The 13,756-nt window shown below is 65.3% G+C and carries 11 protein-coding genes and 1 pseudogene; 11 read left to right on the top strand and 1 reads right to left on the bottom strand.

The window, feature by feature from the left end:
* Nucleotides 1–120: 120 nt before the first annotated feature.
* Nucleotides 121–1,488 (bottom strand): annotated as a pseudogene (locus tag MHZ35_RS14955) (alpha-D-glucose phosphate-specific phosphoglucomutase); the annotation flags it as partial.
* Between the two features lie 182 nt (nucleotides 1,489–1,670).
* Here MHZ35_RS14955 and MHZ35_RS14950 point away from each other — a divergent pair.
* From MHZ35_RS14950 to gmd, 11 genes are all read left to right on the top strand, one after another.
* Nucleotides 1,671–1,994 carry a hypothetical protein gene (locus MHZ35_RS14950; protein WP_239436372.1) on the top strand — a complete coding sequence of 108 codons (324 nt, stop codon included), beginning with the start codon at nucleotides 1,671–1,673 and terminating at the stop codon, nucleotides 1,992–1,994.
* Nucleotides 1,995–2,371: 377 nt separating this feature from the next.
* Nucleotides 2,372–3,652 carry an exopolysaccharide biosynthesis polyprenyl glycosylphosphotransferase gene (locus MHZ35_RS14945; protein ID WP_239436371.1) on the top strand — a complete coding sequence of 427 codons (1,281 nt, stop codon included), beginning with the start codon at nucleotides 2,372–2,374 and terminating at the stop codon, nucleotides 3,650–3,652.
* A 187-nt stretch (nucleotides 3,653–3,839) separates the two neighbouring features.
* On the top strand, nucleotides 3,840–4,823 hold the full coding sequence (locus tag MHZ35_RS14940) for a replication initiator protein A (RefSeq protein WP_239436370.1): 984 nt from the start codon (nucleotides 3,840–3,842) through the stop codon (nucleotides 4,821–4,823).
* A 392-nt stretch (nucleotides 4,824–5,215) separates the two neighbouring features.
* Nucleotides 5,216–6,058 (top strand): helix-turn-helix domain-containing protein, encoded by an 843-nt coding sequence (locus tag MHZ35_RS14935; RefSeq protein ID WP_239436369.1) that lies wholly within the window; start codon nucleotides 5,216–5,218, stop codon nucleotides 6,056–6,058.
* Nucleotides 6,059–6,252: 194 nt separating this feature from the next.
* Complete coding sequence (parA, locus tag MHZ35_RS14930) at nucleotides 6,253–6,909, top strand: ParA family partition ATPase (protein ID WP_239436368.1); 657 nt, start codon at nucleotides 6,253–6,255, stop codon at nucleotides 6,907–6,909.
* Nucleotides 6,906–7,196: a ribbon-helix-helix domain-containing protein gene (locus tag MHZ35_RS14925; protein WP_239436367.1), complete on the top strand. Its 291-nt coding sequence runs from the start codon at nucleotides 6,906–6,908 to the stop codon at nucleotides 7,194–7,196. Before parA ends, MHZ35_RS14925 begins: the two co-directional genes overlap by 4 nt.
* Before the next feature lie 96 nt (nucleotides 7,197–7,292).
* Nucleotides 7,293–7,550 carry a type II toxin-antitoxin system ParD family antitoxin gene (locus tag MHZ35_RS14920; protein WP_239436366.1) on the top strand — a complete coding sequence of 86 codons (258 nt, stop codon included), beginning with the start codon at nucleotides 7,293–7,295 and terminating at the stop codon, nucleotides 7,548–7,550.
* Nucleotides 7,547–7,840 carry a type II toxin-antitoxin system RelE/ParE family toxin gene (locus MHZ35_RS14915; protein WP_239436365.1) on the top strand — a complete coding sequence of 98 codons (294 nt, stop codon included), beginning with the start codon at nucleotides 7,547–7,549 and terminating at the stop codon, nucleotides 7,838–7,840. Before MHZ35_RS14920 ends, MHZ35_RS14915 begins: the two co-directional genes overlap by 4 nt.
* A gap of 457 nt (nucleotides 7,841–8,297) precedes the next feature.
* On the top strand, nucleotides 8,298–11,717 hold the full coding sequence (locus MHZ35_RS14910) for a S8 family serine peptidase (protein WP_239436364.1): 3,420 nt from the start codon (nucleotides 8,298–8,300) through the stop codon (nucleotides 11,715–11,717).
* 57 nt (nucleotides 11,718–11,774) lie between these two features.
* A complete protein-coding gene (locus tag MHZ35_RS14905) occupies nucleotides 11,775–12,164 on the top strand; it encodes a hypothetical protein (protein WP_239436363.1) in 390 nt (129 codons plus the stop codon).
* Nucleotides 12,165–12,712: 548 nt separating this feature from the next.
* A complete protein-coding gene (gene gmd, locus MHZ35_RS14900) occupies nucleotides 12,713–13,750 on the top strand; it encodes a GDP-mannose 4,6-dehydratase (RefSeq protein ID WP_239436362.1) in 1,038 nt (345 codons plus the stop codon).
* Nucleotides 13,751–13,756: the final 6 nt, after the last annotated feature.

Below are 13,756 nucleotides of genomic sequence, written 5' to 3'. Positions count from 1 at the left end.
CACCGGCGACTATCTCTGGGGCGAGATCGACAAACCTCGCGAGCGGTTCAGGCCGCTGCGCCTCCACCAGCAAAGCCGGGACGCTTAGCGTACGTTTTCGACCATCCTCTCACCGGTCCCCGTGTAGGCAAAGTCGTCCGCCGCCTCGACCGTGAGGTCGCCGACCGTCTCGCCCGGCAAGGTCGCAAGCCGCTCGCGCAACCCAGCCATCAGCGCGTCGGCACCCTTGGTGGCGATCCCCTCATAATCATGGCGCGCGTAATAGGTGCGGCCATAGGTCCGCCAATGCTCGGCCATCAGCTCGGCGACCGGAATCTTGCGCACCGCCAGGATGTTGAGCCACAGCAGCACCGCCCACAGCCCGTCCTTCTCGCGGACATGGTCGGAGCCGGTGCCCGCACTTTCCTCGCCGCAGATCGTCGCCATGCCGGCATCGAGCAAATTGCCGAAGAACTTCCACCCCGTTGGCGTCTCGTGCAGCGGAATGCCGAGCTTGGCCGCGACCCGGTCGGCCGCCTGGCTGGTCGGCATTGAGCGCGCGATGCCTTTGAGCCCGCCGACATAGCCCGGTGCCAGATGCGCATCGGCCGCCAGCGCCGCGAGCGAATCCGATGGCGTCACAAAGATGCCGCGCCCGATGATGAGGTTGCGGTCGCCGTCGCCGTCGGATGCCGCACCGAAGTCGGGCGCATCCGCCGCCATCATCCGCTCATAGAGGTCGCGGGCATGGACCAGATTGGGGTCCGGGTGATGGCCGCCGAAGTTCTCCTGGGGAATGCCGTTGACCACCGTTCCCTTGGCGGCACCCAGACGGTTCTCCAGGATCTCGTGCGCATAGGGGCCAGTGACCGCGTGCATCGCATCGAAGCTCAGCCGGAAGCCGCTGGCGATCATCGCGCGGATCGCGGCGAAATCGAACAACTGCTCCATCAGTGCGGCATAGTCGGCGACCGGGTCTACCACCTCGACGACGAGCTCGCCGACGCGCTGCTCGCCCAACGCCGCGAGGTCGACGTCCGCCGCCTCGACGATGCGATAGCGCTCGATCTCGCATGTCCGCGCAAAGATGGCGTCGGTGATCTTCTCGGGCGCCGGGCCGCCGTTTCCGACATTATACTTGATGCCGAAGTCGCCGTCCGGCCCGCCGGGATTGTGGCTGGCCGACAGGATCAGCCCGCCGAAAGCGTGGCGCTGGCGGATCAGGTTGGAGGCGGCCGGCGTCGACAGGATGCCGCCCTGGCCCACCACCACCCGGCCAAAGCCGTTGGCCGCCGCCATGCGGATCGCTGTCTGAATCACGGTCCCGTTGTGGAATCGCCCATCGCCGCCGACAACCAGCGTCGCGCCTGCTGGCGCTTCGATCGCGTCGAACACCGATTGGATGAAGTTCTCGGCATAATGCGGCTGCTGGAACACCCCCACCTTCTTGCGCAGGCCGGACGTGCCGGGCTTCTGGTCCGCAAAGGGCGTGGTAGCAATCTCGGGCATAACGGCTCCTGATGAGGCGCTTCACCTTGCAGCCGCGGAGAGGAACTGCAAGCGGCGCTAGCGGTCCCGCGCGGATCTGGACAGGAATGCATCAGCGTCGGACTGTATGCGTGCAGACATGTCGACACCGAGCATGTTGATTGCTTCTTGCCTTTCGGCGACCGGTCGCGTCTGAGGGGAGCATGAGCTTGCCTGCGCGCTACCATGCCTGGATCGACTGGATCGGCGACGGCACGGGCCTGCCCGACACCATTCTCCACATTCATGCGGGGCTGGCAGTGCTGCTGGTAGTCCGGCTTGTGAGCGGACGCTCCTTGGGAACCTTCATCCCCTTAGCAGCAGTGGTAATTGCCGAGGGAGCCAACGAGCTGATGGATTATCTGCTCTATGGTATGCGCTGGGAAGACACGCTCGGCGACCTTGCCAACACGCTGTTCTGGCCGTTGGTCATCAGCCTGGGCGTGCGGTTGCGGCCGATGACAGTGGGCGACCGCAACCTTAACTAAGTAGAGCATCTGCACCGGCGGGTCCGCGCGCGAAGCGCACGCACATCGGTGAATTCTGAAGCTATCCAAATCTGTAAGCATCCAAGGATGCCAGTGCGCACATCAACTACAAGGGTCTGGAGCGGAGGCCGTGTCGCGGCGCGTCGCCTGCTGGGGGCGGTTGGTCCCATTATGGGGCATGAAGGCGGTGTTGGTTGCTTGGTGGAGGTGGTAGCTGCAGTGCAGCAAAACTGAGAGCGAGCACGAACGTGGCAAAGGCATTTGATTCGCCTAAGGATGGTCTTTTATTTGAAGTGACCAAGCCGATCGTGCCACGCATAGCGAAATGGCAGCCCAAGGCTGCGACCCTCCGTATCCGAGCGTGCTGCAGCGTCATCGTGGCAGACTTGCTCTCCGTGATTACCGGCTTCGCGCTGTCCGCCTATCTACGCGGGCTTGAGACCCAGACAGGGCTCGTCATCCTGGCGGCGCTGCTGCCGGTGTATGCGTTCACTGCCTTCTACAACCATGCTTATGCCGCGGATCATCTGCAGAGCCCGCTGCTCGCCGCGGCCAAGGGCGCCAAGGCGCTGTTCCTGTCCGTCTGCGCGGTGATCCTGATCGCCTATTGCCTCAAGACCAGCCAGACCTTCTCCCGCGGCGTGCTGATCGCCGGCACCGCCACCACCTTGGGGCTGCTCGTCTCCGCGCGCTATCTGCTGGTGCGCCATCTGGCGGCGCTGATCGGCGGCAACCCGTTCAGCGTGATGCTGCTGCACGACGGCCGTGCCCCCCTGCCCCCGGGGGATTTCTCGGTCGTCATGACGATCGACGACAGCCTCGACCCGGAACAGCATGATCCGGTGATGTACGACCGGCTTGCCCAGATCGTCGCCAGCGCCGATCGCGTCGTGGTGGCGTGTGCCCCCGAGCATCGCGCCGCTTGGGCCCACGCGCTCAAGGGCACCAGCGTCCAGGGCGAGATCTATGTGCCCGAACTCCATGCGCTAACCCCGCTGGGCGTGTCGGCCGAGGGCTTGGCGCCTACGGTTATTGTGTCGGCAGGGCCGCTGGGGCTGTTCGACCGCTTCATCAAACGCGGCTTTGACGTGGTGGTGTCGGGGTTGGGCATCCTCCTGCTCGCGCCCTTCCTTTGCATCATCGCGTTGTTGATCAAATGGGATTCCCCCGGCCCCGTGCTGTTCAAGCAGGTGCGCATCGGCCGCGGCAACGCGATGTTCCGGATCTGGAAGTTCCGCAGCATGCGCGTCGAGCAGAGCGATGGCGCTGGCCATCGCTCTGCCTCGCGCGACGACGACCGCATCACCCGCGTCGGCCGTATCCTGCGCCGCACCAGCCTCGACGAGATCCCGCAGCTGTTCAACGTGCTGATCGGCGACATGAGCATCGTCGGCCCGCGCCCGCACGCGCTGGGCTCCCGGGCGGCCGAAAAGCTCTTCTGGGAGGTCGACGGCCGCTACTGGCACCGCCACGCCGCCAAGCCTGGCGTGACTGGCTTGGCTCAGATCCGTGGCTATCGCGGGGCGACCCTCCTTGAGGCAGACCTGACGAACCGGCTGCAGGCCGATCTCGAATATCTCGAGGACTGGTCGATCTGGCGCGACCTGAAGATCATCCTGCTGACGGTCCGCGTTCTCCTCCATCGCAACGCCTTCTGACGCGATCGCGGGTGCGAGCCTGGACATGTCGGCTTGTCGACATGTCTTCGCCCCTCAGTCGGAGCAGACTGTGGCAGGATGGGAATTCATACTCGAAAGCACGAATGTTCTGCTCCGGATGCCGTTTTCCCCTTCGCCACCTTCCCGCCGGGCTGTGCAGATTCGTGCTTTCGAGTAGAAATAGGCCATGACTAAGACGCCCTCCTCCCTACGCGCCAAGGGCGGCAAGCCCCAGCCCAAGGCCAAGCCCCAGCCCCAGCCCAAAGCCAAGCAGGTGCCACAGGGCGAGCTATTCCTGCTCGACAGCCCGCTGCAGGGCGAAATCCGCGGCGAGCGGTCGCTGATGGCGTTCCCCTTCTTCGCACTGGCCAAGAACGCGTGGATGAAGCCGCTGGCCTACAATACCGAAAGCGTCTCGATCGAGGTACGGCCCAGCGCCAGCGGGGTCGCGACCATCTATGACAAGGAAATCGTCCTCTACATCGCCAGCCTGATGGCGGCGAAGATCGAAGCCGGCGAAGAAGTCGCGCAGGATTTCGTCTTCACCGCGCACGACCTGTTCAGCGTCACCGGCAGCAACCATTCGGCACGTTCCTATGGCCGGCTGTCCGAGGCGCTGGAACGACTGCAGGGCACTCAGATCAAGACCAATATCGAAGCCGGCGGCGAAGGCGAGGAAGGTTTCTTCTCCTGGCTGTCGGAAGCGAGGCTGCATTATTCCAAGACACGGACCGGCGAACGGCGGCTGAAGGCGGTCAAGGTCCGGCTGTGCGACTGGCTGTTTCGCGCAATCCTGCGCGATCGGCAGGTGCTCAACTATGCGCACGCCTATTTCCAGCTCGGGCCGATCGAGCGGCGGATCTACGAAGTGGCGCGCTCGACCTGCGACAGTGAGGGCATGGAGGTCGATCTCGCCACCTTCCGCCTCCAGATCGGCTATCAAAACCCGCTGGCGAACTTCCGCAACGCGCTCAAGCAGATCGCCGCGGCCGACGGGATCCCCGACTATCAGCTCGAGCTGGTCGAGACCGTTGCAACCGCCGAGCCCGGCCGGCGCGGCCGCAAGTCCAACCCGCTGCGCGTCGTCATCACCCCGCGTCTGCCCGAGCTTGGTGGCGAATCGACCGAATCACCCGAATCGACGCCAGAAGCAGTCGAATCGATCGCCTGATTTCCTACTCGAAAGCACGAATTTGCGGTCGATTTCCTACTCGAAAGCACGAATCCACCGGGCATTTCCTATCCGAAAGCACGAACTTTTTTGTGCTTTCCTACTCGAAAGCACGAACCGTAAACCCTTCCGACGCAGCGACTTTGCTGCGAAAATCGGACTGGGTCGGCGCTGGTGCCGGCTACAGGATCGGGAAGCGGCTGTGACCCCATAAAGAAACGCCCGGCACGAGGCCGGGCATCCCAGGTTTGATGGAGCGACGTCGCCAAACGTCGACCCGAGGTCAGCAATACCTCCTCCAGATACGCCTGTTCGAACTCCGGTTCAAGGATGCGCGTTTCGCGCCACGCCCTCTTTTTGTCTCGGTCCCAGCCCCATCGAGGGGATGGAAGATGACAGCGTTTACCCTTGGGGAAGCGACGGCGCTGGCGCTCGGCGGGTTCGGCGGCGGCACCGCGCGCCGGAAACCCGCGCGTTCGGGCGCGCCGCACCGCACCGGCGCGCCGGTGCTGCGCGACAGCGTCGAGGCGGGAAGTTTCGAGGAGCATTTCTTCACGGTGCCGGCCAAGGGCGAGACCGACCGGCTGCTGCGCATGGCACGTGCCGCGCTCGATGCGGGCCGCCGGCTCAAGCGCGCGGTGCGGGTTGAAGGGCGCACCCTGTCCGCGGCCGAGCGCGCGATCGCCGGCATGACCGCGGGCGCAGTGCGCGTGTACGAGGAACTGCTGACGCTCGCCCGGCTGAACCGCGGCCGCGTCTACCCCAGCTACGATCATCTCGCCGCCGCCACCGCGCTCGGCCGCGCCACCGTCGCGCGTGCGCTGCACATTCTGGAGAACGCCGGCTTCCTGGTTCGCCAGCGCCGTTTCCAGCGGGTCGAAGGCGACGGGCCCGGTCCGCGCTACGAGCAGACCTCCAACGCCTATCGCCCTACCCTGCCCCAGCGGCTGCTGGCGCATCTGCCGCGCTGGCTGCGCCCGGCACCCTTGCCGGACGATGTCGTGCACCAGGCAGCGGTCCGTGCCGAGGAGCAGGCAGCGATGCGTGCGCAGCTGACGTGTCGCGAGCTGGCGGAGGTCACGGTCGGCGGCGCGCTCGGCAAGGTGCTCGCGAAGCTCGGCGCTCGCATCGATGGTCAGGAGCGTGAGTCTCAAAACCATTCGGAACCGCTCATCCAGTCTAATTTGAAAGGAATGAAAGTCGCCGACCTAGCCGGTCGCCGGCGTCTGGCCTGACGACCCCATGCCGAACGCATTCCACCCGATCGCAACTCCTTCACTAGTCCTACTGCCGAAGCGCCGGCTACGCCGTCGCAATGCTCCCCGGCGGGAGCAAGCGGGCAGGGCAGGACCAACCGCGCCTGGTACGCATGCGGAACCACGACGTTTCGTGTTGGACTGTCGATTTGTAGACATGTAGGATAGTCGTCATGCCGACGATTGCCATCATCAGCCAGAAGGGGGGCGCGGGGAAAACCACCCTGTCGCTGCACCTGGCCGCCGCCGCTCAGGATGCGGGCCGCGTCTCGCTCATTATCGACACCGATCCCCAGGCGACCGCCAGCCAATGGGCGGCGTGGCGCCAGGACGCGCCGCCCGAGGTGATCGACAGCCCACCGCCCAGGCTCGCCGCCAAGGTCGCGCAGGCGCAAGGGCAGGGGGCCGAGGTGGTCGTGATCGACACCCCGCCGCACGCCGACAGCGCCGCGCGCGCCGCCGTCGAGATCGCCGACCTGGTGCTGATCCCGTGCCGGCCGAGCGCCTTTGACCTGTCCGCGATCCAGACCACGGCCAAGCTCGTCCAGCTGCTGCGCAAGCCCGCGTTCGTGGTCTTCACCGCCGGGCCTCCGAACGCGCCGCGCATCTACCAGGAGGCCGGCGAGCTGGTGGAGAGCTTCGGCACGCCGCCGTGCCCGATCCTGCTTCCCGATCGCGCCGCCTATCGCCATGCCAGCGCCGAAGGCCGCACCGTCATGGAGCTGGAGCCCGCCGGCAAGGCGGCCGAGGAGGTGCGCGAACTTTACAAGTGGACGTGTCGACAACTCGACATGCCTACACCCCGTTTCAAGAAGAAGGTCGCCGCATGAGCCGCAAGCCCAGTTTTGCCAATCTGCGCGGGGCTGCCGCACCGGCAGCAGCACCTGCCGCCGCTGCGCCTCAGCCCACCCTGGCGGAAACCGAGCAGGGCAGGGCTACAACGCCACGCCCGGCAAGCCGCGAGGGCCGCAAGCAGATCGCCGGCTTCTTCAGCCCCGAAATGTCGCTGGCCATGCACATGCTCGCCCGCCGCCAGGGTCGCAGCCTCCAGGCGTTGATGGCCGAGGCGTTCAACGACGTGCTCAGGAAGCATGGCGAAAGCCCGCTGGGGGACTGACCGGGCGTTGGAGATCACCTCCCCACATCGCGTTCCAGCGTGGAGGGCTTTATCAACTGTTGATAAAGCCCTATTATGCGCATTGGGAGACAGACGATGATCAGCGCCGATTTAGGGCAGCAGCTCGAAGGGTTCGTTGCCAGGCTGGTTGAGATCGGCCGCTACAATTCCAAAAGCGAAGTGCTCCGCGAGGGCGTTCGCCTGATCCAGGATCGAGAGGCTCGGCTTGCCGCGCTCGATCTCTCGATCGCGCGTGGCCTGTCGGACGCGGAGGAAGGCCGGGCAGAACCCGCCGACGCGGTGTTTGACCGACTGGAGGCAAAATACCGTGCGGCGGCAGACCGCGCCGGGTGATCGTTCATCTCACGGACGAAGCCGCGCGAGACATCGAGGAGATCGGCGACCGCATCGCTCTCGACCATCCGGCGCGTGCAGTCCGTTTCGTGCGTGAGTTGCGCGAGCGTTGTTTCAGTCTCGCTGAAATGCCGCGCCGCTTCCCGCTCGTCGAGCGCTACGAAGCAGCCGGCGTCCGTCGCTGCCTTCATGAGAGCTACCTGATCTTTTATCGGATCGAGAGTGAGCGGGTCGTCATCGTGCATGTTCTGCACGGCGCACAGGAATATGCCGCGATCCTGTTTCCTTGAGGTCATCAAAGGAGACCGCGCTCCTGCTCGTGCCGGATCAGGTCACGGGTCGCCTCGCTGTCGTTGGTGTAGCTGCCGGCGTCGACCTAGGCGGCGATCCACGCATTCTGCTGCTCGGTCAGGGTGATGGTCTTTCGCACGGTCGCCATGCCGGCCTCCACTGGATCATACCATCGGTGCAGTTTAGCATAGTCTGCAACACGCGAACCGTTGTGACGGTCCGAGGCGAATGTTGATCTGCCCACCCTTCCGATGTCGCGAACGTCTTTGCGCAACCGTGCATACTTGTCGACACGTATGCATGTATGGATGTGTATGGCGAAGACATGTGGCGGAAAAGACGCAATTTTCGTTCGTCTGAGCCCCATGACGCTTGCGCGTGGACAAGCTTCCGGGCTTACGAATAGGCTCCCGTTTCGGGCGCGAGAACAAGCGCCATGCAACAGGGGGTATCTGAATGGCCGTTGTTTCCCGTCGTACGTCCCGGCGCCTCGGCTTGTCCGCCCTGGCCCTGTGCACCACCTGCCTGATCGGACTGCCCGCCGCGGCGCAGGAGGCGGCCCCGCCGCCGCCCACCGGCGGCTATTACATGGCCGACGGCGCGCGTACCGCCGACTATGAAGCCGCCCTCGAAAGCTGGCGCCAGGATGCGCAGTTCACGGTCGACTACAGCAAGAGCTATCTGGGGCTGGAATATGCCTATGTGATGGGCGTGACCGGCGCGGGGCAGACGATCGGCATCAACGACGCCGGCGTCCTGTTCGAGCACCCGGTGTTCGGCGGCGAAGGCAAGATCAGCGGCCTCGATACCGGGGTGCCGCCTGAATATGGCAACAACGGTCGCGTCAATCCGCGCCGCCCGTGGGAGATCCACGGCACCCATGTCGCCGGCACCGCCGCGGGTTCGCGCGTCGAGGGCGAGCTGAGCTTCGGCAACGCCTATGGCGCCAGCATCCTGGCGGCGACCACCAACTTCGCCGCCGGCGACTTCCTGTGGTGGAAGGACCAGATCCTCGATGGCGATAACGTCGCCACCGCGCAGCAGAACATCATCGACCTGGCGAGCACCGGCAAGGTGCGGATCATCAACAACAGCTGGGGCTCGGGCACCTCGCTGCCCTTCGACGCGTCGCTGGCCGACGTGCGCGCCGAGTTCGCCGAGGATCTGGGCGATTACTACAAGCCGGTGCTCGACAACGACGTTCTCGTCGTCTTCTCCGCCGGCAACGGATATGGCGTCCACGCCAGCATCGATGCGGTGAGCCCGCTTAACGACCCGCGGCTGCGCGGCAACTGGCTGTCGGTCGCCAACTACCTGGACGACGGCACCGCGGCCGACAGCACCAGCCTGTGCGGCCGCACAGCGACCTGGTGCGTCTCTGGGCCGGGCAGCGACATCATCTCCAGCGCGAACACCTCTATTGTCGATACCGACGCGATCCGCGCGACCTACACGCCGGCGGCCTATCCGGGCATCTATGCCGCACGGACCGTCGCGCAGCTGCAGAATGCCGCCACCAACGCCTGGATCGATGCGCTCAACGGCTATCTCGATCGCCAGTATGAGGCGGAGCTTGCGGGTCGCGAGTTCGACAAGGCAGCCGAGGCCCGCCTGCTTGCGCAGCAGGCGGTGGGGATTTCGCTCGCCTATGGCGCCCGCTTCGTCGGTGGCGATCCGGACGGCTATACCTCGACGCTTGCCAACATCCTGGTTTCGAATGCGGATCTGTTCGGCACCGACGTCGCGGCGGCGGTGCTGACGCAGGCGGACGCGTTGATCACGGCCGAGCTCGATCGTTTCGTCACCTATCCCGGCCCCGGTTATGAGGTGCTGACGGGCACGTCGATGGCTGCGCCCAACGTCTCGGGCTTCGCCGCGCTGCTGATGCAGGCTTTTCCGGAATACAACACCGCGCTGATCTCCGACATTCTGGTGTCGAGCTCGCGCGACCTCGACACGCCGGGCGTGGACCTGACTTCGGGCTGGGGCGCGCCGCAGATGGGCACCGCGCTGCGCGGGCCGACCGCGCTGCGCGCGACGCGCGAAGTGGCGGTCGCCACCGGCACGGTGGACCTGTGGTCCAACGACATCGACGACGCGCGCGACCGCTATTCGGACGACGTGCTGGAAGGCTTTTCGGGCGACATCGGCGGCCTCACCAAGCGCGGCGGCGGCGAGCTGATCCTGGCCGGCACCAACCGCTACAGCGGGCCGACCCGGGCCGAGCAGGGCCTGCTGACCGTCGACGGCAGCCTCACGCGGTCGGCGCTGACGGTCGCGAGCGGCGGTACCCTGGGCGGCAACGGCACGCTCGCTTCGCTGGTCGCCGAAGCCGGCGGCACGGTGGCGCCGGGCAGTGCCGGCGCGATCGGCACGCTGACGGTGGCGGGTACCGCGACGCTGGCAGCGGGCAGCACGCTGTTGATCGACATCGGCGCCAGCGGCAGCTCGGACCGGCTCGCCGTCGAGCAGGCGGAGCTGGGCGGTACGCTGACGCTGCGTGCCCTTGGCCAGCTGCCGCGCTATGGCAGCAGCTACACGGTGCTGACCGCGTCGGACGGCATCACCGGCAGCTTCGATGCCGCCACGTCGTTCAGCGCGATCCTGTATCCCGAACTCCGCTATGGCGCGGACCAGGTGCAGGCGACGATCGCCGCGCGGCCCTATGCCAGCGTGGTGGCGGGAACGCCGGTGCAGACCGCCTATGCGCGACTGCTCGACGGCAACCGCTCGGCCTATGATGCGCTTGCCGACACCTATGGCGTGCTCGACCTGGCGAGCGTCGGCGCGATCCGCGCCGGGCTGGAGGATCTGGCCCCGACCACCGAGACGACCCGCCGCGCGATCGGCACGGTCGCGATGGACAATATGGCGCGCTTCTATCGCGAGCGGACCGCCGCCATGCGCCCGGGCAGCTTTGCCGGCGGTCAGGTCGCGATGATCGGCAAGCCGCTCGAGTTCGCGGCCAATGCGATTGTCATGCCGGGCCAGGCCGACACCGTCAGCGACACGCCTACCGCCTATGTCCGCGACGGAATGCTGCCCAGCACCGTCTCCGCCTATCTGGCGGGGGGCTATCTGGAAGGATCGAGCCGGGCGATGCCCAACTCGGTCGTCGGCGGCACGCGCGACCCCTTCGACGGCTTCTACATCGCCGGCGGCGTCGAGGCGCAGGTGAGCGACACGGGCGTGCTGGGCTTCGGCCTGTCCTATTCGGACATCGATGGCGAGCGCCGCGCCGGCCGCCTGACCGAAGGCGCGCTGATCCAGGGCACGCTCTATGGCCGGCTCGGCGGCGACCTGGGCCCGGCGCTCGACACGCAGTTCAGCGCGGGCGTCTTCCAATCGGAGACGCAGCGTTCGGGTAGCCTTGTCGGCACCGCCTACTCCCTGCGCGGCAAGGACAATGCGCTGGCGCTGTCGACCGAAGTGGGCGCGAGCTATGCGTTCGGCAGCGAGATGCTGCGCATCGCGCCGCGGGTGGCGATCCGCGCGAGCCGGATCGACTTCACGGATATCGCCGAGACCGGCACCGGGCCTGCGCTGTTCCTCGACGAGGACAAGTTCCTGAGTCTCCAGGGGCGGGCAGGGCTGCATCTCGACGCCGATCAGGCCGGGCTGCGGCCGGTGGTCTCGGCCTATTTCGTCCATGATTTCGAAGACCGGCCGGGCGTGTTCCAGGCGGGGCTCGCCGGCGGCACCGGCATCCGCGCGCCGTTCCAGCTGGCCGGCCAGGACCAGAACTGGGGCGAGATCTCGGCGGGCTTCGCCTATGCGGCCGACCGCTTCGAATTCTCGGTCGCGACGGATGCGACCGTCGGCCGCGACGACGTGCGCAACCGCTCGTATCGGGCGGGGGTGAAGATGCGCTTTTAAGGGGATCGGGGCGGCGGGCAGGCCGTCGCCCCGGTTTGCGTTCCAAGGAGGGCTCGCATGTTGCTGCCGCTCGTCCTGCTGCTCGCCACCGCGCAGGAGGCGGTGCCGACGCGTTTCTACAACCGGCCTGGAGCGAGCTCGGCGGAGCTGGCAGCCGAGCTGCGCCGTTGCCGGACGATCACCACCGGCACCCATGGCGGCGAGGGGAGGGCGTTGACGCCACCGAATGCGCCGGTGCTCCATCGCGCGCCCGCACGATCCCTGACGATCGAAGACTGCATGGTGACCCGCGGGTGGCGGCTCTATGCGATTAAGGACACGCAGCGCCTGATGTTGGGGAATCTCGACACCCACGCTCGGGCTGAGGCGTTCGCCCGGTTGGTGGGCGCGAAATGCCCGCGCGATGCGCTGCTCCGCCAAGAACTCGGCACACGCCTGCGTCGGTGATAGAGAATGGTTGCTACATGTCTAGTTGTCGACAATTAGACATGTAGCCGTTAGGCTGATAGGAGGCAGAAGCAGCCGTCGTCTGCCACGGCTTTGCGGGTCCGCTGCGTTAGTTGCCGGTTACCCGGTAACTCATGTCATTACCCAGCCGTACACCAAGCCGGCCCTCTGCCGCGCGGCCGAGATTATATGCTTCGTTCTTGCTAACGATGCGGCCGGTCTGATCCGAAGATGCCAACGGCTTGGCGCGATCGTCCGGGATGACTTCTGTGACAGGCGGCGGTGTAGTTTCAGTCGGCCGCGGTCTCGGAGGAGTGTTTTGTGCCTGGACCACTGGCGCAGCTGTCATCACCAGCAATGCCGCAACAAAAAAACGCATTTTCCACCTCTCGCGCAAAGCGTATCGCCTCATAGGGCCAAGAACGTTTGATGTGCAATCAAGGAGCCGGATTCCAACGACAATCTGGATAAGTGGCGCAACCAACTCTACAGTCGGATTCGAGTCAGTCGCCATCATCATTCGACCGACCACCAAGCGAGGGAAATTTGTGACCAAAACCGCCATCGTCACCGGGATCAGCGGCCAGGACGGCGCCTATCTCGCCGAGAACCTGCTGGGCCGCGGCTACACGGTCTATGGCACCTATCGTCGTACCAGTTCGGTCAATTTCTGGCGCATCGACGAACTCGGCATTAGCCAGCACCCGAACCTGAAGCTGGTCGAATACGATCTCACTGACATGGGTTCGGCGATCCGCCTGATCGAAATGTCGGAGGCGACCGAAGTCTACAACCTAGCCGCGCAGAGTTTTGTCGGCGTCTCGTTCGACCAGCCTATTACGACGGGCGCGATCACGGGTCTTGGTGCCGCCTATCTTTTGGAGGCGATCCGAACGGTCAATCGTGACATCCGCTTCTATCAAGCATCGACGTCGGAGATGTTCGGGAAGGTGCAAGCGATACCGCAGACGGAGGACACGCCCTTTTACCCGCGCAGCCCCTATGGCGTCGCCAAGCTTTACGCTCACTGGTTGACGGTGAACTATCGTGAGAGCTTCGGCATCTTCGGCACCAGTGGCATCCTATTCAACCACGAAAGCCCGCTACGCGGTCGCGAGTTCGTGACGCGCAAGATCACCGACACGGTCGCTAAGATCGCGCTCGGGAAGGCGGAGTTGCTGGAGCTCGGCAATCTTGATGCCAAGCGCGACTGGGGCTATGCCAAGGATTATGTCGAGGGCATGCGGCTGATGCTGCAGCACGACACGCCGGACACTTATGTTCTTGCCACTAACCGGACCGAGACGGTGCGCGATTTCGTCACGCTGGCCTTCAAGCAGGTGGACGTCGAGATCGTTTGGTCCGGCAGCGAAGAGAACGAGACCGGCACCGATGCCAAAACCGGCAAGCTGCTCGTGCGCGTCAATCCGCAATTCTATCGTCCGGCCGAGGTGGAGTTGCTGATTGGTGATCCGGCCAAAGCCAAGGCAGATCTCGGCTGGGAACCCATCGTGCAGTTAGAGGAACTCGCCCAACTGATGGTGGAAGCCGACATGCGGCGCAACAAGGCTGGCTGGTCGTTCTAATGCGTG

Origin of the sequence: Sphingomonas sp. ACRSK (assembly GCF_022346685.1) — a bacterium.
Taxonomy (GTDB): domain Bacteria; phylum Pseudomonadota; class Alphaproteobacteria; order Sphingomonadales; family Sphingomonadaceae; genus Sphingomonas; species Sphingomonas molluscorum.
The sequence above is the reverse complement of the archived record's forward strand: the minus strand, read 5'-3'. Positions and strand labels throughout refer to the sequence as shown.

Bases quoted from the DNA above. Each gene is read 5' to 3' on its own strand.
- MHZ35_RS14950 (WP_239436372.1), top strand. From the start codon at position 1,671: ATGAGCTTGCCTGCGCGCTACCATGCCTGGATCGACTGGATCGGCGAC.
- MHZ35_RS14925 (WP_239436367.1), top strand. From the start codon at position 6,906: ATGAGCCGCAAGCCCAGTTTTGCCAATCTGCGCGGGGCTGCCGCACCG.
- MHZ35_RS14905 (WP_239436363.1), top strand. From the start codon at position 11,775: ATGTTGCTGCCGCTCGTCCTGCTGCTCGCCACCGCGCAGGAGGCGGTG.
- MHZ35_RS14910 (WP_239436364.1), top strand. From the start codon at position 8,298: ATGGCCGTTGTTTCCCGTCGTACGTCCCGGCGCCTCGGCTTGTCCGCC.
- MHZ35_RS14940 (WP_239436370.1), top strand. From the start codon at position 3,840: ATGACTAAGACGCCCTCCTCCCTACGCGCCAAGGGCGGCAAGCCCCAG.
- parA (WP_239436368.1), top strand. From the start codon at position 6,253: ATGCCGACGATTGCCATCATCAGCCAGAAGGGGGGCGCGGGGAAAACC.
- MHZ35_RS14935 (WP_239436369.1), top strand. From the start codon at position 5,216: ATGACAGCGTTTACCCTTGGGGAAGCGACGGCGCTGGCGCTCGGCGGG.
- MHZ35_RS14920 (WP_239436366.1), top strand. From the start codon at position 7,293: ATGATCAGCGCCGATTTAGGGCAGCAGCTCGAAGGGTTCGTTGCCAGG.